The following is a 25,562-nucleotide window of genomic DNA, read 5'->3' on the forward strand; positions in this document are numbered from 1 at the left end:
TGGTGTACTCAGCTTGGTGAAGCGTCGTTCATCAAGCCGTGTAGTGCATCGACAACATCCTGCAGCGTACGCACCGACTTGAAGGCGTCCGGTTGCAGGCGTTTGCCAACCAGGGGTTTGAGCTTGACGATGAGGTCCACCGCGTCGATGCTGTCGATATCGAGATCCTCGTTCAGGCGCGACTCTGGTTTGATCAGGGCCGTGTCAATATCAAACGTTTCGTGCAGGATGGCGGCCAAATGGTTGAATAGTTCTTGCTGGGTCATGGTGCGGTAACAAATGGTGTGGCGGAACTCTCGCGGCTGAAGGGGTTTCGCTGATGTCTTATTTTTTTCTGGATGCCTGGACGAAAGCGGCAAGTGAACGGACACTGGAAAAATGGCGACGCGTTTCCTGAGAGTCCCCTGACATCGTTACGCCGTAGCGCTTTTGCAAGGCCAGCCCCAGCTCCAGTGCGTCTATGGAGTCCAGCCCCAGCCCATCGACGAAGAGCGCCGCCTCGGGGTCAATGTCTTCAGCTCGCACATCTTCCAGGCTAAGGGCCTCAATGAGCAATGCGGTGATTTCCTGTTCAAGTGCCTGCATGGGTCGAGGTCTCCGTAGAAAAATAGTGTTGAAGATGTTCTGTCAGGCGGCGGGCAGCGATAGCCAATTCACCCCCAGCCTGCTGTACGAATGGTGCAACGGGTATTGCGTCGTGCACCCTGATCGTGAATTGCATGCGACGCCGTGGCACTCGCCACCAGGGAAGGCCCTTGGTAAGGCTCAAGGGTACGCAACTGATGGTGACTGGTGTGATGTCACACGCACCCCGAACGGCGATATTGGCTGCCCCACGCTGCAAGTGCATGGGACCATGAACCGGTGTCCGGGTGCCCTCGGGGAACATGACCAGGCTGTTGCCGGTCTTGACGGAGTTGATGCACTCCTGCACCAGATCGGCACCACCATCGTTGCAGATGTAGTTGGTCGCGCGCACAGGGCCGCGTGTAAAGGGGTTGCGGGCCAGGCTTGATTTGACGACGCAGTCAGCATTTGGCAGCAGGGAAATAAGGAAAACCACATCAATCAGCGTAGGGTGGTTGGCCAGCACCAACTGCCCACGACCGCCCAACTTCTCCAGGCCATCGATGCGGTAGCGCAGAATGCCCAGAAAACGCATCAATCCGATGAATGCGCGAAAGGCGAGGTGGATAGTGAGCCGCGCATACTTCACGCGGCGCGCGGGTTCTCGCACAAACACCTGCAACAAGGGGAAAAAGGCCACACGCAAAACCACACCGCCCAGTCCAAACGTCGTAAAGGCAATGGCCGTGGCGATCACCCGCCAACTGCGGTCCAGCGTCTCAAGCATGGCTTGCCCACTCCCAACGGCGTGCGCCGACAGTATGTACGTAGCGGTCGGATGCGGCAGAGGTCAAAAAGTCGAGGATCTGGAGATCCGTCGTCATGCTTGCGGCTGTGTTTGCCAGCTCTCCCTGGGCGGGGCCCGACTGAAGGCTAAAGCCTTTTTTGGAGTCCGACAAGCAGACGCGGTATGCCATGGCGCGCGGGAATTCAACCCCGTCCTCGAAAACATCGTACGGCGCCGGTAGCGGCTCGTCGTAATACACGACCAGCACGGCAGGTTCTCCATCAGCCAGCTGGCCCAGCGCTTCGGTGAATGCCGCCTCCACCGTCTCTTCACCCGCCGCAACGGCCGTGTAGGGACCGGTGTAGACGTTGGCAATGGAATAGAGTGCGCCGATGGCGTTGTGCACCGACGTGCTAAAAGCGGCCGGCGACGGGGCCTCTCCTACCGCCAATTGGCGCAACAATTGCAGACATCGGCCGATATCGCCACGGCGGGATGCAAAAACGATGGGACAGGGCTCGCTATCGCCTTGCCCCCAATATGCAGCCTGCAGGGCTACGCGCCCCAACCGATCTACCCGGCGCCGAATCATGGCCGGCATCTCGGTCAACGGGGGATCTTTTAAATAGGAAAGAGGACCGGGTTGGCGCAGCCACGCTTGCCATGCAACATGGTCAGTCAGACCAGGCGCCCAAGCAGCCCAGCGTTCTACAGAAAACCTAACTGTCATAGTTCGCGCAAATTTGAAAAATATAGTCAGCGCGAAGGGATTGCGACCAAGTCAGGAACTGGTCCAAAAAACCGTCCCGCCGGGCGCCGTAGCACTCCCCAAAAGTGGGCCCTATTCTAACAAGCGGCCCGCCCCAGCCCGAGCGGTAGCCCGCGCCGTGGGCGGTGGCTATGCCAGTGCGACACGGCTGCAATGTGGGTCCACTTGATTTTGAAATGGTAGGGCGTGTAGGACTTGAACCTACGACCAAAGGATTATGAGTCCTCTGCTCTAACCAACTGAGCTAACGCCCCAACACAGGCGGTGATTGTAATGGCCTCACATCGCGGATTTAGGGGCGGCGTGAGACTGCCACTAAATGCTATTCATTTGATAGCTGCTTACGCGCATCCCGCGAGGGCTACATCCCTATTTTACCTATCAAACCTCCGGTCGGCAGCTTTCGCGCGTTGCTGCATCGCTCGCATGTCATGCACAATCGTCGGCATCCATCAGGAGTTGCAATGCCGAAGTTCAGCGAATACCGCGAGACGTATTGCCAGGGGAAATATATTTCCAAGCTTGCAGCGATTGCACTGGTCCTGCTTTTCGTTGTGCTGAGCTGGTCGCAAGACATCAGCGATATGGCCAATGCGCAGGTGGACTCCGGGCTTAAGCGGTCTCTGGTGAGTTTTGCCTCCGCGCGGGCGCTCAACGCCGTCATTTCTGTGATCCAGGGGACTGAAATCGTGGTTCATCCACTGGGCTTCGGTATCACATTGGCTTTGGGACAGGTACTCGACCCCATCAACGACCTCGTTGAGCAGTTCTCGTCGATCATGCTGGTAGCCAGCGTGGCTTTCGGTATTCAAAAGCTGCTGTTGACCATAGGCTCAGCTTGGCTGGTGTCGGCCGCCGTGACAGGGCTAGCACTGGTTTGGGCAAGCCTGTATTGGACGAATAAGGCGCCCGAACTGCTCTCCCGCCTGCTGGTCGTCGTGGTGTTTCTCCGTCTGGTGATGCCAGTCACGCTGATAGGCAGTGCGTTAATCTTTGAGCGATTTTTGGCATCAGATTACCAGACCGGTCTGCAGGCCTTAAACCAAACCAGCGCAGAGTTGAAAAAGCTCAATGGCGACACGAAGAAGCCGACGGCACCCGGTTCAGCGGTCCCGCCGACGAGCATTCCCGGAACGCAATCGGAAAAAGCGGGGATCTTCTCTGGCGCATTGGAAGCTTTGAGCAGCGCAAAAAACGCGGTGGTGGCCGCAAAGGACCAGATATCTGACGCCATGGACGCCTCCGCAGACAAGGTGCAAGCCAGGTTCGAGGGGATACAGGCTATGGCAGAGAGAATTGCCGAACGCCTGATCAGTCTGATTGTTGTGTTTCTGATGCAGACGATCGTAATACCGTTGATTTTGCTCTTCGTGCTCTACCGTCTGTTGGGGGGATTGGTGGCACACACCAGGCAGGCGGGGCAACCCGGCAACCGCTAGCGTGGCGCTGAACGGATTGCATATCCGTCTATTTGTGGTGGCTTAAGGCGTTGCTGACGAGTTTGGACGTAATGTCCACGATCTGGATCATGCGGTCGTAGGCCATGCGCGTGGGGCCTATGACGCCCAACGTGCCGACGATCTTGCCGTCCACCTCGTAGGGACTGGTGACGATGGACAGGTCTTCGAACGGCACGACCTGGCTTTCACCGCCGATGAATATACGCACGCCTTCGGCTTGGCCGGCCACATCCATCAGGCGCATCAGCTGCGCCTTTTGCTCGAACAGCTCAAAAGCGCGGCGCAGGTTGCCCATATCGCTGGAGAAGTCGGACACCGACAGCAGGTTGCGTTCACCAGAGATGATGACTTCGTCCTGCGTTTCGGTGATGGCTTCGGAACTGACAGTGACGGCTGCCTGCATCAACGTGGCGATCTCGGTACGCAACGATTCCACCTCACTTTGCAGGCGTTCGCGTACATGCTCCATGTCCAGACCGACGTAATGACTATTCAAGAAGTTCGCCGCCTCCACCAGTTGGGCTTGCGAATAGTCCTGCTCGGTGAAGATGACGCGGTTTTGTACGTCACCGTCGGGCGACACGATGATGACCAGCAGCCGCCGCTCGGACAGGCGCAAAAACTCGATGTGCCGAAAGACCGATGTACGTTTGGGCGCAATAACCACACCCACAAACTGGGATAAGTTGGACAGCAGATTGGCCGCGTTGGAGATCACCTTTTGCGGCTGGTCGGGTGCCAGGATGTGCGAACCGTACTGACTTGGCTGCACGGTGAGCATGGTGTCGACAAACATGCGGTAACCGCGCGCTGTAGGTATGCGCCCAGCCGACGTATGAGGGCTGACGATCAGGCCCAGTTCTTCCAGGTCCGACATCACATTGCGAATGGTCGCGGGCGACAATTCCAAACCAGAGGCCCGCGACAAGGTGCGGCTGCCGACGGGTTGCCCATCGGCTATGTAACGCTCCACGAGCGCCTTCAACAACAACTTGGAACGATCATCGAGCATTGGCTCATTTTAATGATGTAATTTGCCAATGAAGTCCCAATTCCGCCAGGTTGCCCTGATTGGCAAGTTCCACGCTGTGTCGTCTGGCGCTACGGGGCCGTCTTCGCGGCTGACGCTGGAGCGTATTGCAGACTTTTTGATGGCGCAGGGCTGCGAGGTGGTGGTCGAGGCCGACACCGCTGCCAATATGGGGCTCAACAATTACGCGACGATGGACGTCGCGGCCATTGGCAACTCTTGCGATGTCTGTGTGGTGGTGGGAGGTGACGGCACGATGCTGGGCATTGGCCGCAAGATGGCGCAATACGGCGTGCCGCTGATAGGCATCAATCAGGGGCGCCTGGGCTTTATTACCGACATTCCGCTGGACAATTTTGAGGCCACGCTGCAACCCATGCTGTCGGGCCAGTACGTGGAAGACCACCGCAGCCTGATGCAGGCCCGGGTCATGCGCGGCGGGCAGTGCGTGTTTTCGGCGCTGGCCATGAACGATGTTGTCGTCAATCGTGGGGCTACGGCCGGCATGGTCGAGCTGCGGGTAGAGGTGGACGGCAATTTCGTCGCCAACCAGCGCGCCGACGGGCTGATCATTGCAACGCCCACGGGTTGCACTGCCTACGCGCTGTCGGCCGGCGGGCCGCTGATTCACCCGTCCATACCTGGCTGGGTGCTGGTACCGATTGCGCCACACACCTTGTCGAACCGGCCCATCGTGCTGCCCAATGTGTCCGAAGTGGTGATCGAGCTGGTGGCCGGGCGCGATGCCAGCGCCAACTTTGACATGCAGTCGCTGGCCACACTGATGCACGGCGACCGTATTGTGGTGACACGGTCGCAGTACCAGGTCCGCTTTCTGCACCCTGAGGGCTGGACCTACTTCGCCACCTTGCGGCAAAAACTACATTGGAATGAGGGAGTTGCCTGATGAACGCAGCGCAGCACCGCTTCAATCAAGTGAACTGGGATTAAAACAATGGCTTTGAGACGCATAGTTTTGCGCGATTTCGTCATCGTCAGCGAACTGGAGTTGGATCTGGACGGTGGTTTCACGGTGTTGACTGGCGAGACCGGCGCTGGCAAGTCGATCCTGATTGACGCACTGCAACTGGTGACCGGTGCGCGCGCCGACACCGGCGTCATCCGTGAGGGCGCCAGCCGCACCGATGTCAGCGCCGAATTCGATACCCCGGCCGGCGTGCGCGACACGCTGCAAGAGGCCGGTTTTGATAGCTACGATGGCGACACGCTACTGCTGCGCCGTACCGTGGACACGGCGGGCAAAAGCCGCGCCTGGATCAACGGCAGTCCGGCCACGGCACAGCAGTTGCGCACGGTGGGCGAACAGTTGCTGGACATCCATGGCCAGCACGCCTGGCAAAGCCTGACCCGTCCGGACGCCGTGCGTGGTCTGCTGGATGCCTATGCCAAGGTATCTACCCACGCGCTGTCCGCTCTGTGGCACGACTGGCGCCAGGCCCAAGCCGCGCTGGCGCAGGCCATGGCTGCGCAAGACTCCTTGCAACGCGAGCGCGAACGCCTGGCGTGGCAAATTGGCGAGGTCGAAAAACTCAACCCGCAGCCCGCCGAATGGGACGAACTGCAGAGCAACCACAGCCGTCTGGCCAACGGCCAAGCCCTGATGGACGCGGCGCAGGCCGCCTTGCAGCTGCTGGAGGACGACGACAGCAACGCTTTAAGCCTGCTGAACGGAGCATTGCAGCAGTTGCAAAGCCAGGCCCATCTGGAAAAACAGTTCACCGATCCGATGGACGTGCTCGCGTCCAGTCTGGCCCAGGTAGAAGACACCGTGCGCACCCTGCGTGGCTATTTACGCCATACCGACCTGGACCCACAGGGTCTGGCCGAGCTGGATGAGCGCCTGTCGCTGTGGGTATCGCTGGCCCGGCGCTACAAGCGGGCGCCGGAAGAGCTGCCGACGCTACTGGCAGCATGGCGCGCAGAGCTGGCACAACTGGATGCGGCATCCGACCTGGATGGTTTGCAAAGTGCCGAGCAAAAGGCCCATTCAGCCTACCTGGCCGAGGCCAAGCTGCTGTCCAAGGCTCGGGCCAAAGCGGCGCCGCTGCTAGCCCAATCCATCACGCAGGCCATGCAGGGCTTGGGCATGCAAGGTGGGCGGTTTGAGGTGGCGCTGGAGTCCAGCGCGCAACCCATGCAAAGCGGCCTGGAAGATGCCAGTTTTCTGGCTGCCGGCCATGCGGGCAGCACACCGCGGCCTGTGGGCAAAGTGGCTTCCGGTGGCGAGTTGTCGCGCATGGCCCTGGCCATTGCGGTCACGACCAGCCGCCTGGGCACGGCGCAGACGCTGATTTTTGACGAAGTCGATTCCGGTGTCGGCGGTGCCGTGGCAGAGACCGTAGGCCGCCTGATGCGCCAGCTGGGCGTAGACCGGCAGGTGCTGGCTGTTACCCACCTGCCCCAAGTCGCCGCCTGCGCGGACCACCACCTTGTCGTGGCCAAGCAGATGAGTGGCAAGGTGACCTTGAGCACCGTGGGTGCCGTACTGGGCGAGCAGCGCGTTGCAGAAATTGCACGCATGCTGGGTGGCGAGAAGCTGTCCAGCACGACGCTGGCGCACGCCAAGGAAATGCTGCAGTCGGGGGCCTGACATTCCATGCAAGACGGCGCGCAACCTATGGAACTGGTGTTGATCACTGGCATGTCGGGCTCCGGCAAGTCGGTAGCCCTGCATGCGCTGGAAGATGCGGGCTACTACTGTGTGGACAACCTTCCACCCGAACTGTTGTTACCCTTTGTGGAGCTGGAGCAGCAACACCATGCACGCCGCATCGCCATCGCGATGGATGTGCGCAGCGCAACATCACTGCCTCTGGTACCCCACCATCTGAACACGCTGCGCAAGCTGGGCGTGCAGGTGAAATCGCTGTTTCTGGATGCGGATACCGAGACCCTGGTGCGCCGCTACTCTGAGACGCGGCGCAAGCACCCGCTGTCGCAGCCCGACCCCGGCAACCGTGCGCAGGACGCGCGCCGCGCCCTGGTGGACGCGATCGAACTGGAGCGCACGCTATTGGCCGCACTGCGCGAGCAGGCGCACATCATCGACTCCAGCATCATCCGCGCGGCCCAATTGCAAGGGTATATCAAGGCCATGATCTCTTCCCCCTGGGGGCAATTGACACTGGTGTTCGAGTCCTTTGCGTTCAAACGTGGCGTGCCCACCGATGCCGACTACGTGTTTGATGTGCGCATGCTGCCCAATCCGCATTACGATCCGGCACTGCGGCACCTGACAGGCAAAGACCAGCCGGTGGCTGAATTCCTGCAGGCACAAACCGAGGTGGGCCTTATGCTGCAGCACATTGCCCAGTTTCTGGAAACCTGGTTGGACGCCCTGGCGCGCGACCACCGCAGCTACGTGACAGTGGCGATTGGCTGCACGGGCGGGCAACACCGCTCGGTCTACCTGGTAGAGCAGTTGCGCCAGCGCTTCACGCCGCAATGGGTCACGCTGACGCGCCACCGCGAACTCGACGCGCTCTAGGCGTCGCTGATCAGCGCGCTGTGCCCTGCTGCAAAATTTTGCGTATCGGTGCGGGCAGTCCCACAAGGGGCCATGCATCTGCACCGATCCACTGACCGGGACCCCAACCCATCGACGGGGCCGGCACACGCAAATGCCAGGTGTGTAAGTACAAGTCTTTATGCGTCAACACATGGGTGAAGACTGGCAGAGCCTGCAGGCCGCCTCGTAGCCGAGTGGGCACTTGGTTGAGCAGCGCTTCTTCGCTGTCGAACAACGGCAGGCAGTGCAGTCCGGCCCAAACGCCAGGAGTCGGGCGCTTGTCCAACCACACGGCACCGTCAGCGCTTTGTACCCACAGCAACCGGATGGCCTGGGTGCTACGTTTGAGGGTACGCGTGCGCACGGGGTAGCGCTCGGGATCACCCGAAGCCGCCGCCACACAGTCCTGGCGCACGGGGCATAGCAGGCAGGCAGGCTTTCTGGGCAGGCAGATGGTGGCACCCAAATCCATCATGCCCTGGGTGTAGCGCGGCATGGCCGATGCCGCGTCCTCACCCACTGGCAGCAGTTGCGTAGCCGCATCCCACAGGGCGCGCACACTAGCACCTTGGGCCAGGTCGGCATCGAAACCCAGCACACGGGTCACGACACGCTTGACGTTCGCATCCAGTATCGCAACCCGCTCGCCGAAGCACAGTGAGGCAACGGCGGCCGCAGTGGAGCGACCTATGCCGGGCAGGATTTCCAATACTTCGGCCTTGGTGGGAAAGGTTCCGCCATGCAGCGCCATAACCTGCTGCGCGCAGCAGTGCAGGTTGCGGGCTCGGCTGTAGTAGCCCAGGCCACTCCACAGGCCCAGCACATCATCCAAGCTGGCTGCTGCCAGAGAAGCCACATCAGGAAAGCGGGCGAGAAAGCGGACAAAGTAGTCACGGACCGTGACCACCTGCGTCTGCTGCAGCATGATTTCCGAGAGCCAGACGCGGTACGGGTCTCGCGTGTTTTGCCACGGCAAATCATTGCGCCCGTGTGTGGCCTGCCACGCAACTACCCGCCCGGCGAAGGCGCCTGGTGCCACCGCCTGCACGCTCAGGCGAACGCGATATCGACTTCGGTATCGGCGGGTCGATTGGCGGCGATAAGGTAGTCGGTCAACTCGATCAACTTGAGTTCAATCTGGCTCAGCGCCACCTCTTGCTGGTCCACATCCTGAATGCGGTCTTCCAAGCCACCGGCGGCCTGCTGGATACGGTCTATGGCCTCAATACGGCGGCTGAAGTTGCGGCGGCGTTCACGCAACTGGGCGTCCAGCTGGGCCGCGGCCGACTTGCTCCACAGCTCCACATCGCCCAACGCGGCTTCATGGATGCCGCGCAGCCGGGTCGACAGCGCACGCACCAGGCGGTCCGCAAACTCGGGCTGCGCCAGCTTGAAGGCATTGCCAATGCCCAGATACTGCACATGGCTGCGTTCCACCATGTTCAGATCGGTCAGGTACTGCGCCATTTGCGGCTCGGTCGGCGCCTGCAACGAAAAACCGTGCTCTGCATTCAACTGGCGGAAGGTGGCTGCCAGCATGGACTGGATCTCGGCGCACAGGCTCTGCACCCGTTCCAGATTGGCACGCAGGCGGTCGAAAGTTTCGCCATACGCGCGCTTGACACCCAGCTTCAAACCCTTTTGCAGCAGCGTGCCGGTCAGGTTGGTCATTTCCTTCTTCAAGGCGGTGGAGCCCAGGATGCCAAACACCTCGCGCAACAGCTTCAGGTGCACGGAACGCACGGCGTGGATCTTCGCGCCGCCCAGGTCGAATTCGGCCTGCTCCTGTGAAATGCGCGAACGCATGTGTTTGATAACCGCCGCGTTCTTGCCCTGCAAACCCTTGAGCTCCATCATCTGCTCGGTCATGTCGCGCTTGCGGATGTTGATGACGCGGCCGGTCTCTGCGCGCAGGTCCGTAATGCCGGCGGCCATAGCCTCGCCCAGGATGCGCTGGCGCTTGCCCATCATGCCGCGGCCCAGTGCGTCCTCCAGCAAGGGCAGGCAGCTGCGTTGCAGCAGTTCTTCGTCCTCGGTGACCTTGGCTACCAGACCCTTTTGGGCAGACACGGCAATCACACGGTCGCGGGGTATGCCCAAAATTTCGGCGGTACTGATCTTTTGTCGGTCGATCTGGGACTGGATCTGGGCAGGGGTGCTCAGCTTGTCGTCCCACAGCGTGTCGATCTTGTTCAGTACCACCAAGCGCGCATCGGTGTCGCCGGACTCGGCAATCAGGTGCTCGCGCCAGATGGCCAGGTCGGACTTGGTGACACCCGTATCGGCACCCAGGATGAACACCACCGCATGCGCCTGGGGGATCAGGCTGACAGTCAATTCGGGCTCTGCGCCGATCGCGTTCAGACCCGGCGTGTCCAGAATGACCAGGCCCTGCTTCAACAAAGGGTGGGCAATATTGATCAGCGCGTGGCGCCACTTGGGCACTTCGACCATGCCCTGGGCGTCGACCATGGGGTTATCTTCGGGCGCCTGGTTGTGCCAAAAACCTAGCGCCCGGGCCTCGTCTTGGGTCACCTTGCGGGTCTCGGCAACTTTTTCCAAAGCGCCAGCCAACTGTTGCGGATTGTTGACATCCAGGTCGATCCGCGTCCACTTTTCGGGCGCCATGCGCCATTCCATCAGCGCCTGGGGCTGCAAACGGGTCTCGATCGGGAGCAGGCGCAGGCAGGGCGGCACGTCGGCGTCGTAGCCCATTTCGGTCGGGCACATCGTCGTGCGGCCGGCACTGGCGGGCATGATGCGGCGGCCATAGCCGGCAAAAAACACCGCGTTGATCATCTCGGACTTGCCGCGCGAAAACTCCGCAACAAAGGCCACCATCACCTTGTCAGAACGCACTTGGGTGCCCAGGCGGCGCAGCCGTTCCTCAACCGCAGCGTCCAGCAGCTCGTTGTCCTTCATCCACTCGCCCAGCAGCTTCAGCCGCAGCGCGAACTCGCGCCGCCACGTGCCGAGTTGGTCAAATTGGTCGTTAAATGAAGTAGTCAAAAGTTTCCCCGTCTAGCTATTCAATATAGCACTGCGCCCCGCCTTGTACCTCAGGGTTTTTGGCATTGGGCACAGAAAAATGTGGAGCGCTGGCCCTGGCGTATCGCCCGAATGGGGCTCGCACACACCTTGCAGGGCTGGCCGTCGCGCGCGTAGACCATGGCATCCAGCTGGAAATGGCCGGCTTCGCCTTGCGCATTGGAGAAGTCTCGCAGCGTGCTGCCACCGCGTGCCACCGCCCGTGCCAGCACGTCACGGATGGCCTGGTGCAGGCGTGCCGCGCGCGGCCGGCTCAGGCGGGACGCCGGCGTGCTGGGGCGAATGCCGGCCAGAAACAGCACCTCGGACGCGTAGATGTTGCCAACCCCCACCACCACATCGCCGGCCAGCAGCACCTGCTTGATCGGCGCCTTGCGCTTGGCCAGCCCCTCGTGGAACAGCTTGGCGTCAAAGCTCGCATCCAGCGGCTCCATGCCCAGCTTGCCCAGCAGCTTCTGGGCCACGGCGTCGCCTTCATGGGTGGCAAAGACGACGGCGCCAAATCTGCGGGGGTCATTGAGCCGCAACACACCGCGTGAGGTACGCAGTTCAAAGTGGTCGTGTTTGCCCGGCTCTGGCGGGCGCTGCATGAAGGACAGGCTGCCCGACATGCCCAGGTGCAGCAGCAACAGGCCTCCGTCCAGATCCATCAGCAAATACTTGCCGCGGCGGCGCACGGCCAGCACGTGCTGGCCCACCAGGGAGTCGGGCTCACAATCCAGCGGCCAGCGCAAGGGCTTGCCGATGTGTACCTCCACAATCTGCGCGCCGGCGATGCGGTCGGCAAAACTGGCGCGTGTCACTTCGACTTCTGGCAATTCAGGCATGGTGCGTTGGGCTCTTTCGGGTTGGATTATTATGGTCCGATGTCACGAATCCACCGACTCTGCGCCTTGACCCTGATTGCAACCAGCATCTGCGGTACGGCACTGGGTGCCCCCCCAAAGACCGAAGGTCCCAACAACTCCGAGCTGGATGGCGAGTTATTTTATGAACTGATCGTCAGCGAGATGACGGCGCAGGCCGGCGACGCGGGCTCAGCCTATGCCTTGATGCTGGATGCGGCCCGCAAATCCAACTCAGCCCGCTTGTATGAGCGCGCCATTGAAATTGCCTACCGTGCGCGTAGCGGCGACGCAGCATTGCAGGCCGCGCAGGCCTGGTCCCGCGCACAACCCTCCTCCAAGGAAGCCAACCGCTACCACTTTCAGCTGTTATTGGGGATGAACAAAGTCGCGGAATCGCAAGAACCGTTGAAGCGCGAACTGGCAGCGCTGACACCGGCTGAGCGCGCGCTGGCCATCAACCTGGTGCCGCGCTACTTTGCCCGCACCACCGACAAAAAACTTGCGGCCTTGGTGGTGGAGAAAGCCCTGGCGCCGGACCTGGTCAGCCGCACCACTGGCCCTGCCGCGTGGGCTGCTGTTGGCACCATGCGGCTGCAGGCCGACGATGCGGATGGCGCACTGGATGCGGCCCGCCGCGGTGCGGCACTGGACCCCGAATCGGAAGACGTAATGCTGCTTGCCGTGGCTCTGGTAGGCCCCAAAGCTCCCGGAGCCCAAGCTATGGTGCGCAAATACCTCGATGGCAAGCCAAGCCCCGAAGTACGCATGGCCTACGCACGCAGCGCGATCAACGCCCAGCGCTACGACGAGGCGTACACCCAGATGCAGCTTTTGAATGTAGAAAAACCCGAATATGCCGAAGCCTGGCTGCTGCGTGGCTCACTGGAACTGCAAGACGCCAAACTGGCGCAGGCCGAGTCTTCGCTGAAAACCTACGTGGCTCTGAACCCGCCGCCCGCCGACCCCAGCCACAGCGCCACGATGGGCCGCGGTCTCGTGCAGGCCTACCTGCTGCTGTCGCAGGTGGCAGAACAGGGCAAGCGCCTGGATGAGGCCAAGGCCTACCTGGACCAGATCGCCAGCCCCAGGGACGCACTGCGGGTGCAGCGCCGCCATGCCGCCATCCTGCTGCGCCAGGGCAAGCTGGCCGAGGCCCGCGAAGCCATACGCAGCGTGCCCGAGCTGCAGGCATCCGATGCACTGGACAAGATCAACGCCGAAGCACAGTTGCTGCGCGATGCCCAGGACTACGCGGCCGCACACCAGTTGCTGCTGGAGGCCAGCGCCGAGTATCCGAACGACACCGAGCTGGTCTACGACCTGGCGATGGTGGCCGAGAAGCTGGGCAAGCTCGATGAGATGGAAAAACTGCTGCGCCAGGTGATTGCGGCCAAGCCCGACTACCACCACGCCTACAACGCGCTGGGCTATTCGCTGGCCGATCGCAACATCCGCCTGCCCGAGGCGCGCGAGTTGATCACCCAGGCCCTGACATTCGCGCCGGACGATCCTTTCATCATGGACAGCCTGGCATGGGTGGAGTTCCGCTCCGGCAATGCGACCGAGGCCATACGCCTGCTGCAGGGCGCGTTCCAGGCCCGGCCCGATGCCGAGATTGCCGCCCACCTGGGAGAAGTGCTGTGGAGCGTGGGCCAGCAGGACCAGGCCAGCGCCATCTGGAAAGAAGGCTCGGGACTGAATCCGCAAAACGAGACCTTGCGCGCGACCATGCGGCGCCTGCGTGGCGCGCCGTGAGCAGTCTGCACCGCTCCGGCTTGTACCGGTTCTTTACACTGCTGCTAGCAACTGCTACTATTTTCATAGCTGGCTGCGCACATCCCATGAGGGCTACAGGCCCAAATGACATACGAGATGCATACTGGCAGGGGCGCCTGGCGCTGAAGGTCCACAGTGATCCGGTGCAGGCTTTTTCTGCCGACTTCGAATTGCAGGGCAGTGCCGACGCCGGGACGTTGTCGTTCTTCACGCCTTTGGGTAGCACCGCCGCGCGCCTGCAGTGGGATGCTACGGGCGCCCAACTCCAAACCACTGGCGAGCCGCAGCGCTTTGCATCGCTGGACGCGTTGACGCTACACAGCACGGGCGCCACGCTGCCTATCCACAGTCTGTTCGCCTGGCTCAAGGGCAACGAGGCTCCGGCTCCCGGCTGGCAAGTGGACCTGCAGGATCTGCGAAATGGCCGTATCACCGCCCAGCGGCTTGCGCCCGAGATTCCCGCCGATCTGAAAATCATCCTGCAGCGCTGAGCGCCAAGCCAAGCCACACCCATGCAGTCGCTCTACGACGTACCCGCCCCTGCCAAGCTCAATCTTTTCCTGCACATCACCGGTCGACGCGCCGATGGTTACCACCTGCTGCAGTCCGTCTTCATGCTGATCGACTGGTGCGACACGCTGCACTTCAGCCTCCGTGCAGACGGCCAGATCAGCCGCGAAGACCTGACGTGGGCGTTGCCCGCAGATGATCTGGTGGTGCGCGCCGCCAAGGCGTTGCAGCAGGCAACCGGCTGTACACACGGCGCGCACATCGGCATTACCAAATCGGTGCCAGCCCAGGCTGGCATGGGTGGCGGATCGTCCGACGCAGCTTCCACGTTGCTGGCCTTGAACCGGCTGTGGAAACTGAATCTATCCGTAGAAGCCCTGTCCAAAATCGGTTTGGCACTAGGCGCGGACGTGCCATTTTTTTTATGCGGCCACCACGCCTGGGTCGAAGGCATAGGCGAAAAAATCACGCCTATAGAATTGCCGGCAGAGCGCTTTGTCGTCGTGAAACCAGATGCGGGTTTGCAGACACAGTTAATTTTTTCTGACCCGGCATTGAAGCGCGATTCTGAAACTGCTATAATTTCAGGCTTCGCTGCAAACACGGCAGAGCGTATTTTCAAATACGGTCGCAATGACTTGCAAGCGGTTGCCCAGAAGCTGTGCCCCGGTGTAAACCAGGCTCTAGAATGGCTGGCATCGCAGGGATTGCAAGGTCGTATGACAGGCTCTGGAAGCGCAGTGTTTGCGCAACTGCTGCACGGTATTGACGAGAAGATTGACAGGCATAACGCGCCGGACGCGTTGCAAGTCAGGCTCTGCAGCAACATGGATGTTCATCCTCTGGTGGGTTGGGCTCCAGTGATGGGTTGAGACGGATTGAAAGACGGTTTACAAGAAGGTTTAGGGTGGGCAGCTTCTGGCTGTCAACCGGTGTAGGGGAGTCGCCAAGTTGGTTAAGGCACTGGATTTTGATTCCAGCATGCGAAGGTTCGAATCCTTCTTCCCCTGCCAAATCTGTTGACCGGTACTGATCCGGTCGCAGCAAGCGCAACGTACAGGCACAAACCCAAACTAATCGCTGGAATCCGCATGCAGGCCTCACCACCCCCAGATTTCATGGTTTTCACTGGCAATGCCAATCCTGGCATGGCTGCGGACATTGCCCGCCACCTGGGTATTTCTCTGGGGGCTGCAACGGTCGGACGGTTCTCCGACGGTGAAGTCACTGTCGAAATCAACCAGAACGTGCGGGCCCGGGATGTGTTCGTGGTGCAAAGCACCTGTGCCCCGACCAACGAAAATTTGATGGAACTGCTGATCATGGTCGACGCGCTGAAACGCGCATCGGCCGAACGCATCAGCGCGGTGATTCCGTATTTTGGCTATGCACGGCAAGACCGCCGTCCCCGCTCCAGCCGCGTGCCGATCACGGCCAAGGTGGTGGCCAATATGTTGCAGACCGTAGGCGTGGCCCGCGTGCTGACGATGGACTTGCATGCCGACCAGATCCAGGGTTTCTTCGATATCCCTGTAGACAATATTTACGCGTCGCCCGTGCTGTTGGGCGACCTGCGCCAGAAGAACTACGAAGACCTGATCGTGGTCTCGCCCGACGTGGGTGGTGTGGTGCGTGCCCGTGCGCTGGCCAAGCAGTTGAACTGCGACCTGGCCATCATCGACAAGCGCCGCCCCAAGGCCAATGTGTCCGAAGTGATGCATGTCATCGGCGAGATCGATGGTCGCAACTGCGTGATCATGGACGACATGATCGACACGGCCGGCACGTTGGTCAAGGCTGCCGAGGTGTTGAAAGAGCGCGGCGCCAAGAAGGTGTATGCCTATTGCACACACCCCATTTTTTCGGGTCCCGCCATCGAGCGCATCGCCAACGGCGGCGCACTCGATGAAGTCGTGGTGACCAATACGATTCCTTTGAGCGCTGCTGCATCGCAGTGCCAAAAAATTCGCCAGCTCACCGTGGCACCGCTGATCGCAGAGACGATACAGCGCATTGCCAAGGGCGAGTCGGTCATGAGTTTGTTCTCGGATCAGGAAAACCTCTTCTAACAAGAGGCCTGGACGGGACAAAAAGCAGACGCCGCTGCATAGGGCAGCGATCCAGCGTTTTTGTTAAACCGGAGCCCACTGGTCGCGGTGGATTCCTTCAGGAGTAATTTATGAAATTTGTCGCTTTTGAGCGCGCTAAGCAGGGCACGGGTGCGAGCCGCCGTCTCCGCAATTCGGGTCGCACCCCTGGCATCGTTTACGGTGGAGCCGGTGAGCCGCTGTTGATCGAACTGGACCACAACGCACTGTGGCACGCCATCAAGAAGGAAGCCTTCCACGCATCCGTGCTGGACATGGAACTGGCTGGCAAGGAAAGCAAGGTCTTGCTGCGTGACGTGCAAATGCACCCCTTCAAGCAACTGATCCTGCACATTGACTTCCAACGCGTCGATGCCAACACCCGCATGCACACCAAGGTGCCATTGCACTTCAAGGGCCAGGAAGAGTCGCCTGCCTTCAAGATCGACCATTGCCTGATCACGCACGTGCTCAACGAGATCGACGTTTCCTGCCTGCCCAAGGACCTGCCCGAGTTCATCGAGGTGGACCTGACCGGCTTGACCAAGGGTTCGTCCTTCCACGTGAGCGACGTCAAGTTGCCCGCAGGCGTCAAGGCTGTGATCAAGGGTCGTGAAAACCCCGTGTTGGTGTCGGTGGTGACATCGGCTGCTGAAGCATCCGCCGAAGCGACTGCTGAAGCCGCTGCTGCTGCGCCCGCAGCTGGCAAGGGTGGCAAGGCTGCGCCCGCAGCCAAGGCGCCTGCTGCTGCCAAAGCTCCCGCTGCCAAGAAGTAATCCGCTGCGCACGCACTGATCCATTCCACGGCGCAAGCCGTTGGTGACGGCCCACTTCGGTGGGCCGTTTTCGTTTGAAGTGCCGCCGTATATGCCCTACCATCCGGGGCAACACCTTTCACCTGCTTTCCATGATCAAACTGTTTGTCGGCCTGGGTAATCCCGGACCTGAATACGAGGCCACCCGCCACAACGCCGGCTTTTGGTGGGTCGATGCATTGGCCCGCGAACTCAAGGTGAACCTGTCCATGGACAAGGGCTACCACGGCCTGCTGGCCCGCACCACGGTGCATGGCCAGACGGTGTGGCTGCTGCAGCCGCAGACCTTCATGAACCTGTCGGGCAAATCGGTAGGCGCGCTGGCCCGGTTCTTCAAGATTGCGTCCGACGAGATCCTGGTCGCGCACGACGAACTGGACATCGCCCCCGGCCAGGTCAAGCTCAAATTCGGTGGCAGCCATGCCGGCCACAACGGGTTGCGCGACATCCATGCGCAACTGGGCACTGGCGACTACTGGCGCCTGCGCCTGGGTATAGGCCATCCGGGTGACAAGGCCGAGGTCGCGAACTGGGTGCTGAAGAAGCCTTCGCTGGACCACCGTATCGCTGTCGACCAGTGCATAGACCGTTCACTGAAGGCCCTGCCGGCCTTTCTGGCGGGCGACATGGAAAAAGCCACCTTGCTGGTGCACACCAGCAAACCGCCACGCGCGCACACGCCGCCACCCCCACCCAAGCCCGCCGCTGCAACGCCCACCCCCCACACCACAACACCATGAAAAACATCCGTTGCATTGCTACACTTTTCATAGCTGCTTACGCTCTCTGCACGGGGGCTAGCGCCCAAAATGTCTATAAGTGTGGCAACGTCTACAGCCAGAAGCCCTGCCCTAATGCCGTGGTGGTCGACGTGCAGGACGCACGCACCCCCGCCCAAAAAGCCGAGGCCGACGCCAAGACACGCCACGAAATGGCCCAGGTCCAAGCCATAGAAAAAGCCCGCCAGAAGGAAGAAGCCCAAGCGCGCGCCGCGCAAGCCAAAATAGCCGCCGCCGAACGCAAGAAGGCGGCGTCCAAACCGCACAAGCCGGCCAGCGTCACGGACACGGCAGAGGCCAAGCCACCCAAGCGAAAGGGCAAGAAAAGCGCGTCTGGCAAGATGACGAAGGAGCCTGAAGCCTTCGTCGCCAGCGCACCGGCCGACAAAGCGAAGCCCGTCTCAGGCGCAAGCAAGGGCAAATAGGCCCGTGCGCCAAGCACGAACGCTTGGTTTATAGTGACCCGCGTACCGCTTTGCATTGCAGACAACACGACCCGGGGTACATCCATGACTGACGCTTTTGACAGGGAAGTTTTCGAAGGCCAGCAACTGGTTTTCCAGTGGGGCGACCTCGGGGACTCCGCCTACGTCATCGAAGAAGGTTGCGTGGAGGTGTTGGCCGGCGTAGGCTCCGATCAGCGGCGCATCGCCATCCTGACCGAAGGCGCGATGTTTGGCGAAGTCGCTCTGCTGGATCGCCAGCCCCGCACCGCCTCGGTACGCACGCTCGTACCAACCCGCCTGATCCGCATAGACCGCAGCCATGTCGAAGAGTTGCTGCTGCGCTCGGACTCCGTGATCCAGTACCTGATGCACCTGCTGCTGGCGCGCTTTCGCAGCACGCACGATGCAGCCGGCCTGCAGCAACAACGCCTGGGTACTGCGGGCAGCCCCGCCGCAGATGCCGCGTCGTCCACGCTGGACCTGCACAAGGCGGCCGTGCGCACCCTGTCACTGGCGCAAGACCTGTCGGATGCGATTGACCGCCAGCAGCTCGAACTGTTCTACCAGCCGCTGATCGCGTTTGACCAGCTGACCGCGGTCGGCTTTGAGGCACTGATACGCTGGCACCACCCCAGCCTGGGGCTGATCAGCCCGGCCGAGTTCATCCCGCTGGCCGAAAAGACCGGCCTGATCCACCGCATAGGCCAGTGGGTGCTGCACCGCGCCGTTGCCGACTGGGCGGAGCTGCGCCCCTTCTGCATCGCCAATGACCGCCACACGCCCTTTATGAGCATCAACCTGTCGGCACCCGAGCTGGGTGGCGATGACATCGTGACTACCGTGCAGGCCTGCCTGGCCCGGCACGGCATGGCGCCGCAAGAGCTGCGCATCGAACTGACGGAAACCATCATCATCCACAACATGGCAAACGTGGCCAGCTCGCTGCACCGGCTGCGCGCCCTGGGCATAGGCATTGCGCTGGACGACTTCGGCACCGGGTACGCCGGCCTGGACTACCTGCAGTCCCTGCCCTTCACCTGCCTGAAGATCGACAAGACCTTTGTCCAGCAAGTCAACCAGTCAGACCGCAGTCTGCACATCATCAAGGCCGCACTGGAACTGGCCCGCTCCATAGGCCTGAGCACGATTGCCGAGGGCATTGAAGACGCGGAAATTGGCGAGCGTTTGAGCGCATTGGGTTGCAGTCACGCGCAGGGCTACCACTACGGAAAGCCCATGCCCAAGGAGCAGATGGCCGCCTGGGCCGTCAAACACCAAGCAGCGCAAGCCGCCTATTTGGGGAGCTAGCCCCCACGCTCCACCGCTGCGCGGGTCGCTGCCCCCCCGAGGGGGCAGCGTTTCATCTTGGGGCGGCCCGGCGATGAAACCTACGGCTTAGCGGCTGCGGCGTCCTGTTGCAGACGCCGGTATTTCTGCCACAGCGTTTCCTTGTCTTCCACAAACTGCGGGTGGACCGGAATGCACGACACCGGGCACACCTGCACGCATTGCGGCTCGTCAAAGTGGCCGACGCACTCCGTGCATTTGTGGGGATCGATCTCGTAGATCTCGACGCCCATGTAAATGGCGTCGTTGGGGCATTCGGGTTCGCAGACGTCGCAGTTGATGCACTCGTCGGTAATCAGCAGGGCCATGGCGTGTGTTCAGACCTCGTCCGGCTTGACAATGACAACGGGCACCGGGCTGGCGTGCAGCACCTCGTTGGACACCGAGCCGATCAGCGCGCTGCGTGCAGCACTGTTGCCGCGGGCACCCATAACGATCAGGTCGCAGGCATAGCGTTCGGCGATGTCGACAATGGTGTGGGCCGGGTCGCCCTTGGAGACTTCGCATTCGTATTCGATACCTGCGGCATTGAGCAGCTCTTGGGCAGACAGCAATGTATGTTTGCCGGCCTCGTCAGCCACGCGGTTGATGACCTCGGGATCATGCGCCACCAACAACTCGTACAGCGACGCTGGCTCCTGCACATTGGCCAACACCACTTCGCCGCGCAGGCCGGCCAGCAGCATGCGGATCGCAAACCGCACAGCCTCCAGCGACAACTCCGAACCATCGACAGGCAGCAAGATTTTCATAGTGTTCCCAATTTTTGCATCAGCCGCGCATGCACAGTCGGCGCCACAAACTGCGCCACGTCGCCCTTGAGCGTTGCGATCTCACGCACCAGCGTACTGGAAATGTGCTGAAAGCGCGCATCCGGTGTCAGAAACACCGTCTCCACATCAGGGGCTAAGGCGCGGTTCATGCCAGCGAGCTGGTTCTCGAAATCGAAATCAGTCACCGAGCGCACGCCGCGCAGCATGGCTTTGGCGCCATGGTCCACCGCAAAGTCGCGCACCAGGCCGCTGAACGACTCCACCCGCACATTGGGATAGGTTTGCATGATCTCGCGCACCGTATCCAGCCGCTCTTCGAGGCTGAACATTGTCTTTTTGTGATGGGCCGCAGCTACCGCTACGATGACAGTCCCAAACAAACCGGCGGCCCGGCGGATCAGGTCTTGGTGGCCCAGGGTGATGGGGTCAAAGGTGCCGGGGTAGACGGCGATCACGGGATTTGGCATCAAGAAAGCTCCGGGGCCACAGGACCCAGCTATACCAGCAATTATGCAGCGGGGGTATCCACAGTAGGGCTTGCCGCGCGCAGCACATGGGCATGCACGGCGCCGGCCTTCAGGTGGCGGTACACCTCCAGGCCCAGCGGCTCCAGCATGGCATCGGTCCAGGCTTTGGGGCCTTCCAGGTAGATGGACCCATTGGCGGCCAGCGCGCGGGCTGCAGCGGCCAAAGCCGGCTCGTACAGCTCGCCATCAAAAGGCGGGTCCAGAAAGATCACGTTGTAGCTGGCGGGGGCCAGCTGGCGCAGCGTGGCCACGCCCTCGCCCCGCACGATGTTCAGCTTTTGCGGCGCGGCGGCCTCGGGCAGTTCGATAGCCAGCAACTGGGCCTGCACGCGCTGCAGCTGCACCACCAGCGCGCTGTCGTGCTCCACCAGCAGCACCTCGGCGGCGCCGCGCGACGCCGCCTCAAAGCCCAGCGCGCCGGTGCCGGCAAAGGCATCCACGCAGCGCAGGCCGTGCAGATCCTGGCCCAGCCAATTGAACAGGGTTTCGCGCACACGGTCTGGCGTGGGGCGCAGGCCGGGGCGATCGGCCACCTTGAGTTTGATGCGCTTCCAGTGGCCGCCGATCAGGCGGATTTCGCCCGATGGGCCTTTATGTACCGGTACGCGGGGAGTCTTCTTGCCGGGCGCCTTGGCGCCGCCGGCATTTTTGGAGGGGGACTTGCTGGGTTTCTTCATAGCGCAAGCTTAACCGCCAGCGTGGAGGCTACATCCACGGGTTGTAGCGGCAGCGGCTCGGTGTCGGCCTGGTTCTCCATGGCCCTGCGCGTCAGCCACATACCGACGTCCTCTGCGGGCAACGGCCGGGCGTACAGATAGCCCTGCAGTTCACCGCAGCCAGCGTCACGCGCGGCGTGGGCCTGGGCCTGGGTTTCGACACCCTCGGCCACTACGTGCAGGTGCAGCGCGTCAGCCAGCTGGCAGATGGCGCGCACCACGGCCACGGCGTCGGGCAGCGGCAGCGGGTCGATCAGGCCGCGGTCGATCTTGACCGTGTGCAAGCGCAGGCTTCGCAGCATGTTCAGCGATGAGAACCCGGTCCCGAAATCGTCCATGGCCACGTGCACGCCCATGGCGCGCAACTGCTCGACCTGGGCCGTTGTCTGCTCCAGGTTTTGCACGGCCGAACTCTCGGTAATCTCCAGCGTCAGCCAGTGCGCAGCCAGGCCGCAAGACTGCAGCGTTTGTGCCACCAGTTGTGGAAAGCGCGGGTCCAGCATCTGCAGCGGCGACACATTGACCGCCACCGGCACGCAGTGCGAGAACTGCGACTGCCACTGGGCCATCTGCTGGCAGGCCTGCTTCAGCAGTGCCGTGCCCAGCGCGCCAATCAGGCCGGTGCGTTCGGCTGCGGCAATGAACTCCACCGGGCTGACCCGGCCCACACCCGGCCGGTCCCAGCGCGCCAGCGCCTCCAGGCTGGTCAGGCGGCCCGTGCGCGCATCCACCTTGGGCTGGTAGACCAGCTCGAACTCGGCGCGCTCTATACCAGCGCGCATGGCCTGCTCCTGCTCCAGTGCATTGCTGGAGCCGCGCTCGAAAGCTTTCTCCGCCAACTGGTGCGAGGTGCCCGGCGTGCGCTTGGCCACATGCATGGCGGCATTGGCGGCGCGCAACAGCGAATCCGCGTCGCGCGCGCTGTTGGGGTACAGCGCAATGCCCAACGACGCATCCAGAAAGAACTCCTGGCCCGCCACTGCCAGCGGCTTGGCCAGCAGCTGGCGCACCCGAGACACCAGGTCTACGGTGGTGTCGCTGCTGCCTTGGGGTGCTGCCGACAGTACCAGTGCGAACTCATCACCAGCCGAGCGCATGACCTCGCAATCGGCCTCCAGCGCCGCCCGCAGGGCCACGCCCATAGCGCCCAGCACCGCGTCGCCCATGGAATGGCCGTGGGCTTCGTTGAACAGCTGGAAGCGGTCGATATTCATCAGCACCAGCACAAAGCGTTCCAGCGGCTCCTGCGGCTTGCAGCGCTCGCGCAGGCTGGCGATCAGCGCTGCTCGATTGGGCAGGCCGGTCAATTCGTCGTGCAGCGCCTGGTGAATCAATGCCTGCGTGGCCTCGTGGCGCCGAGTCTCGTCGGAGATCAGCACCTGCACAGCCGGGGACCCGTCCCACTCGGTTGGAAAATAGTGAAAGTTAAGCCACATCGGCGTGCCATCGGCGCGGTGGCGGAGCGCCTCGTAGCCCGCGTGGTCTAGCTGACCTGCCTGCATATCAGCCAGTATCGTGCCGACCTTGGCGCGTTCGGTTTTGGGAATAGTGCGTGCCACGGTCGCCACCTGCAGCTCGGCCAGACTTTGCACGCCATAAATGGCCAGGCAGGCCGGGTTGGCGTAGACGATGCTGCTCTCGCCCAGGCTGATCATGATGCCCTGGCGCGAGCGCTCTGCCAGCCGCTCAAAGCGGTGCTGCAGCTTGCGGGTGGCCAGCGCGCCGCGCTCCAGCGCCGCGTAGACCAATACCAGACCCAGGATGATGCGCAGCAACGATCCCAACGTGGCCAGCAGGTCGGTGCCTGCATCCTGATAAGCCACGTAAATAAACTGGATCAAACCCAGCAGCACCAGCAGTGGCCCAACCCATTTCTCCGAGCTGAAGCGTGTGCCTCCGGCGTTCCAGAGCCAGTAACAACATACCAGGCCGAGCACCGTGTTGATGGATCCCATGCTCGCTTGCCCAACCCGCGTGCCACCCAAACCCACCGCCAGGGCAACGGCGACGGACAGCGATAGCCAGGTGATCAAGACCGTCGTGCGCGGTAGGCGCCGATTCGCCAGGTGGGCAGCGCCCAGCAGCAGCAGGGTGGAATAACAGCCCGCGATGCCAGCTAATACGATATTGCCAACCGCTTCACCCGCCGCACCACCCTGGACTTTTCCCCAATAGGTCATCGGCACCAGCAGCTGGACCAGGTTGGCCCAGCCGATGTAGCGGCTGAAGGCCTGGGTCGGGTCGCGCCGCCACACCAGCACCAGCGCGCACCCCATGATGAGACTGACGGCGGCGTTGATGATCAGGGTGTAATGCATCGAATGTGACGAGATCCAAGTTGTTACATTGTGCAACCAGCCTGTGCAATTATCACGACCCAATCACCGAAAATTACCCCTACTTGCCGCCCAACACGACCGTCACCATGCGCTCGGGCTGCAGCTTCCGGGCAAAAGCGGCGCGCAGATCGGCCACAGTCAAGGCCTGCACCTTGGCGGCCCAGGTCTCCAGGTAGTCCAGCGGCAGGCCATTCCATGCGATGTTGGACACGTTGTCCAGCAGCTTGAGGTTGCCGTCCAGCATCAGAGGGAAACCACCCACCAGATGCTCCTTGGCGGCCTGCAATTCCGCTTCAGTCGGCCCTTGGGCCACAAAGTCCTGAAGAATCTGCCGCACCAGTTCCAGCGCCTGCTGGGCCTGGTCGGGGCGGGTCTGCAGGTTGATGGTGAACGCACCAGCATGCAGCCCGGGCGCGAAATAGCTCTCCACGCCATAGGTCAAGCCCCGCTGCTCACGCACCTGATCGCTGAGGCGCGACGAAGCCCCCCCGCCCAAGATATGGTTGCCCACGAACAGGGCCAAGTGATCGGGGTCGTTGCGGCGGTAGCCAGGCTGGCCCAACAGCACATGTGCCTGGGCCGACGCAAATGGCAGGCGCTGTTCCTGCGCCTGGGCCAGGGCCGGCACCTCGGGCACGGTTGGCAGAGCCGGACAACTGCCGGCCGGCAGCCACCCGAGCAACCGGGTTACCAGCGCATCGGTCTGTGCCCGGTTCAGCGCGCCCACAACGCTGACCTTGGCGTAACAAGGCCGCACGGCGCGCGCATGCAGCGCTGCCATGTCTTGCACGCTGATGCGCATCAGTGCCGCCTCGGTCACATCATTGCCATAGGGGTGGCCGCCGTACACCGCTTGCGCAAACGCCAGCCCGGCCAACGTGGCGGGGCGCGTGTTGGCCTCTTTTAGCGCCGCAATCCACTTCTGGCGGTCGCGCTGCCACAGCGTGGCCGGAAAGGCCGGCTCGGCCAGCTGGCGGGCGGCCAGCGCGACAGCTTTGGCCAACAACTCCGGCTCGGTAAGCGTGCGCAGCGAGAAACTCAATCGGTCCGCATTGGCACTCACTGAGAAGCCGGCACCGAGGTCAGCCCATGCTTCGCCCAGGCCGTTTTCGTCCAGCGCTTTTTCACCGCGGCTAGCCCGCACGCCGTCGGACATTGCCGCGGCCATGGCCTGCGTCAAGCCAGTCTTGCCCGCCGGGTCGCGGCGCGCGCCTGCATCCAGCTCGACACGCACATCCACCATGGGGATGGACGGGCTTTGTACCAGGTAAACCTGCGCGCCGGAGGCCTGGGTCCAATGGGTAATGGGGATGCCTGCGTTGGCACCTTCACATACAAACAGGGCTGCAGCCCCCGCAAACAGAGCGTAAGCCGCTCTTTTTTTGATAGCAATCATGGGGTTTCCTGAT

General features: G+C 61.9%; 26 protein-coding genes and 2 tRNA genes. 13 read left to right on the forward strand and 15 right to left on the reverse strand.

The genetic code is table 11. The features are described from left to right. Positions 1-8: 8 nt before the first annotated feature. From AC097P_RS13080 to AC097P_RS13100, 5 genes are all read right to left on the reverse strand, one after another. Positions 9-266: an acyl carrier protein gene (locus AC097P_RS13080; protein ID WP_479610854.1), complete on the reverse strand. Its 258-nt coding sequence runs from the start codon at positions 264-266 to the stop codon at positions 9-11. Between the two features lie 58 nt (positions 267-324). Further along, the gene (locus tag AC097P_RS13085) at positions 325-585 is read right to left on the reverse strand and encodes a phosphopantetheine-binding protein (RefSeq protein WP_479610855.1); all 261 of its coding nucleotides are present in this window, start codon (positions 583-585) and stop codon (positions 325-327) included. Further along, positions 572-1,354: a lysophospholipid acyltransferase family protein gene (locus AC097P_RS13090; RefSeq protein ID WP_479610856.1), complete on the reverse strand. Its 783-nt coding sequence runs from the start codon at positions 1,352-1,354 to the stop codon at positions 572-574. Before AC097P_RS13090 ends, AC097P_RS13085 begins: the two co-directional genes overlap by 14 nt. Continuing rightward, positions 1,347-2,084: a beta-ketoacyl synthase chain length factor gene (locus tag AC097P_RS13095; RefSeq protein ID WP_479610857.1), complete on the reverse strand. Its 738-nt coding sequence runs from the start codon at positions 2,082-2,084 to the stop codon at positions 1,347-1,349. Before AC097P_RS13095 ends, AC097P_RS13090 begins: the two co-directional genes overlap by 8 nt. A gap of 216 nt (positions 2,085-2,300) precedes the next feature. After that, positions 2,301-2,377 (reverse strand) — tRNA-Ile (locus tag AC097P_RS13100). 210 nt (positions 2,378-2,587) lie between these two features. Here AC097P_RS13100 and AC097P_RS13105 point away from each other — a divergent pair. After that, a complete protein-coding gene (locus AC097P_RS13105) occupies positions 2,588-3,562 on the forward strand; it encodes a hypothetical protein (protein WP_479610858.1) in 975 nt (324 codons plus the stop codon). Positions 3,563-3,590: 28 nt separating this feature from the next. Here AC097P_RS13105 and hrcA read toward each other — a convergent pair whose 3' ends face one another. Continuing rightward, entirely contained in the window at positions 3,591-4,595 is a 1,005-nt protein-coding gene (gene hrcA / locus AC097P_RS13110; protein WP_479610859.1) for a heat-inducible transcriptional repressor HrcA, read from the reverse strand. A gap of 28 nt (positions 4,596-4,623) precedes the next feature. On the opposite strand from hrcA, the gene AC097P_RS13115 reads away from it, so the two are divergent. Genes AC097P_RS13115 through rapZ form a run of 3 tightly spaced genes read left to right on the forward strand, consistent with a single transcriptional unit; the run spans position 4,624 to position 8,121 of the window. Further along, positions 4,624-5,520 (forward strand): NAD kinase, encoded by an 897-nt coding sequence (locus AC097P_RS13115; protein ID WP_479610860.1) that lies wholly within the window; start codon positions 4,624-4,626, stop codon positions 5,518-5,520. Positions 5,521-5,568: 48 nt separating this feature from the next. After that, on the forward strand, positions 5,569-7,224 hold the full coding sequence (recN, locus tag AC097P_RS13120) for a DNA repair protein RecN (protein WP_479610861.1): 1,656 nt from the start codon (positions 5,569-5,571) through the stop codon (positions 7,222-7,224). 27 nt (positions 7,225-7,251) lie between these two features. Next, positions 7,252-8,121 (forward strand): RNase adapter RapZ, encoded by an 870-nt coding sequence (gene rapZ / locus AC097P_RS13125; protein ID WP_479611071.1) that lies wholly within the window; start codon positions 7,252-7,254, stop codon positions 8,119-8,121. Between the two features lie 10 nt (positions 8,122-8,131). Here the strand turns inward: rapZ and mutY are convergent, their stop codons facing one another. The 3 genes from mutY to mutM are packed head-to-tail and all read right to left on the reverse strand — an operon-like array spanning position 8,132 to position 12,017. Beyond that, a complete protein-coding gene (mutY, locus tag AC097P_RS13130; RefSeq protein WP_479611072.1) occupies positions 8,132-9,196 on the reverse strand; it encodes an A/G-specific adenine glycosylase in 1,065 nt (354 codons plus the stop codon). Then, the gene (locus AC097P_RS13135; protein WP_479610862.1) at positions 9,193-11,151 is read right to left on the reverse strand and encodes a dynamin family protein; all 1,959 of its coding nucleotides are present in this window, start codon (positions 11,149-11,151) and stop codon (positions 9,193-9,195) included. The genes mutY and AC097P_RS13135 overlap by 4 nt, the downstream gene beginning before the upstream one ends. A 50-nt stretch (positions 11,152-11,201) precedes the next feature. After that, positions 11,202-12,017: a bifunctional DNA-formamidopyrimidine glycosylase/DNA-(apurinic or apyrimidinic site) lyase gene (gene mutM, locus AC097P_RS13140; protein ID WP_479610863.1), complete on the reverse strand. Its 816-nt coding sequence runs from the start codon at positions 12,015-12,017 to the stop codon at positions 11,202-11,204. 66 nt (positions 12,018-12,083) lie between these two features. On the opposite strand from mutM, the gene AC097P_RS13145 reads away from it, so the two are divergent. The 9 genes from AC097P_RS13145 to AC097P_RS13185 all read left to right on the forward strand — a co-directional run bounded on the left by AC097P_RS13145 (position 12,084) and on the right by AC097P_RS13185 (position 19,759). Continuing rightward, entirely contained in the window at positions 12,084-13,793 is a 1,710-nt protein-coding gene (locus AC097P_RS13145) for a tetratricopeptide repeat protein (RefSeq protein ID WP_479610864.1), read from the forward strand. 86 nt (positions 13,794-13,879) lie between these two features. Beyond that, positions 13,880-14,305, forward strand: a complete 426-nt coding sequence (locus tag AC097P_RS13150; RefSeq protein WP_479610865.1) for a lipoprotein insertase outer membrane protein LolB — start codon at positions 13,880-13,882, stop codon at positions 14,303-14,305. Positions 14,306-14,326: 21 nt separating this feature from the next. Beyond that, positions 14,327-15,196 (forward strand): 4-(cytidine 5'-diphospho)-2-C-methyl-D-erythritol kinase, encoded by an 870-nt coding sequence (gene ispE, locus AC097P_RS13155; RefSeq protein ID WP_479610866.1) that lies wholly within the window; start codon positions 14,327-14,329, stop codon positions 15,194-15,196. 64 nt (positions 15,197-15,260) lie between these two features. After that, positions 15,261-15,337, forward strand: a tRNA-Gln gene (locus AC097P_RS13160). A gap of 78 nt (positions 15,338-15,415) precedes the next feature. Continuing rightward, positions 15,416-16,393: a ribose-phosphate pyrophosphokinase gene (locus AC097P_RS13165; protein ID WP_479610867.1), complete on the forward strand. Its 978-nt coding sequence runs from the start codon at positions 15,416-15,418 to the stop codon at positions 16,391-16,393. A 110-nt stretch (positions 16,394-16,503) separates the two neighbouring features. Then, on the forward strand, positions 16,504-17,187 hold the full coding sequence (locus tag AC097P_RS13170; protein ID WP_479610868.1) for a 50S ribosomal protein L25/general stress protein Ctc: 684 nt from the start codon (positions 16,504-16,506) through the stop codon (positions 17,185-17,187). 131 nt (positions 17,188-17,318) lie between these two features. Continuing rightward, complete coding sequence (gene pth / locus AC097P_RS13175) at positions 17,319-17,966, forward strand: aminoacyl-tRNA hydrolase (RefSeq protein ID WP_479610869.1); 648 nt, start codon at positions 17,319-17,321, stop codon at positions 17,964-17,966. Next, positions 17,963-18,430, forward strand: a complete 468-nt coding sequence (locus AC097P_RS13180; RefSeq protein WP_479610870.1) for a hypothetical protein — start codon at positions 17,963-17,965, stop codon at positions 18,428-18,430. Before pth ends, AC097P_RS13180 begins: the two co-directional genes overlap by 4 nt. A gap of 84 nt (positions 18,431-18,514) precedes the next feature. Continuing rightward, positions 18,515-19,759, forward strand: a complete 1,245-nt coding sequence (locus AC097P_RS13185) for an EAL domain-containing protein (RefSeq protein WP_479610871.1) — start codon at positions 18,515-18,517, stop codon at positions 19,757-19,759. 80 nt (positions 19,760-19,839) lie between these two features. On the opposite strand, the gene AC097P_RS13190 is transcribed toward AC097P_RS13185, so the two are convergent. The 6 genes from AC097P_RS13190 to AC097P_RS13215 form a co-directional block, all read right to left on the reverse strand. After that, positions 19,840-20,106 carry a YfhL family 4Fe-4S dicluster ferredoxin gene (locus tag AC097P_RS13190; RefSeq protein WP_479610872.1) on the reverse strand — a complete coding sequence of 89 codons (267 nt, stop codon included), beginning with the start codon at positions 20,104-20,106 and terminating at the stop codon, positions 19,840-19,842. A gap of 9 nt (positions 20,107-20,115) precedes the next feature. Continuing rightward, the gene (locus AC097P_RS13195) at positions 20,116-20,550 is read right to left on the reverse strand and encodes a universal stress protein (RefSeq protein WP_479610873.1); all 435 of its coding nucleotides are present in this window, start codon (positions 20,548-20,550) and stop codon (positions 20,116-20,118) included. Next, positions 20,547-21,038 (reverse strand): pantetheine-phosphate adenylyltransferase, encoded by a 492-nt coding sequence (gene coaD, locus AC097P_RS13200; RefSeq protein ID WP_479610874.1) that lies wholly within the window; start codon positions 21,036-21,038, stop codon positions 20,547-20,549. The genes AC097P_RS13195 and coaD overlap by 4 nt, the downstream gene beginning before the upstream one ends. Positions 21,039-21,079: 41 nt before the next feature. Beyond that, a complete protein-coding gene (rsmD, locus tag AC097P_RS13205) occupies positions 21,080-21,775 on the reverse strand; it encodes a 16S rRNA (guanine(966)-N(2))-methyltransferase RsmD (protein ID WP_479610875.1) in 696 nt (231 codons plus the stop codon). Continuing rightward, positions 21,772-24,132 (reverse strand): putative bifunctional diguanylate cyclase/phosphodiesterase, encoded by a 2,361-nt coding sequence (locus tag AC097P_RS13210; protein WP_479610876.1) that lies wholly within the window; start codon positions 24,130-24,132, stop codon positions 21,772-21,774. Before AC097P_RS13210 ends, rsmD begins: the two co-directional genes overlap by 4 nt. 79 nt (positions 24,133-24,211) lie before the next feature. Then, complete coding sequence (locus AC097P_RS13215; RefSeq protein ID WP_479610877.1) at positions 24,212-25,549, reverse strand: M16 family metallopeptidase; 1,338 nt, start codon at positions 25,547-25,549, stop codon at positions 24,212-24,214. Between the last annotated feature and the right edge of the window lie 13 nt (positions 25,550-25,562).

It is taken from the genome of Rhodoferax sp. ZS1R8 (assembly GCF_056521325.1).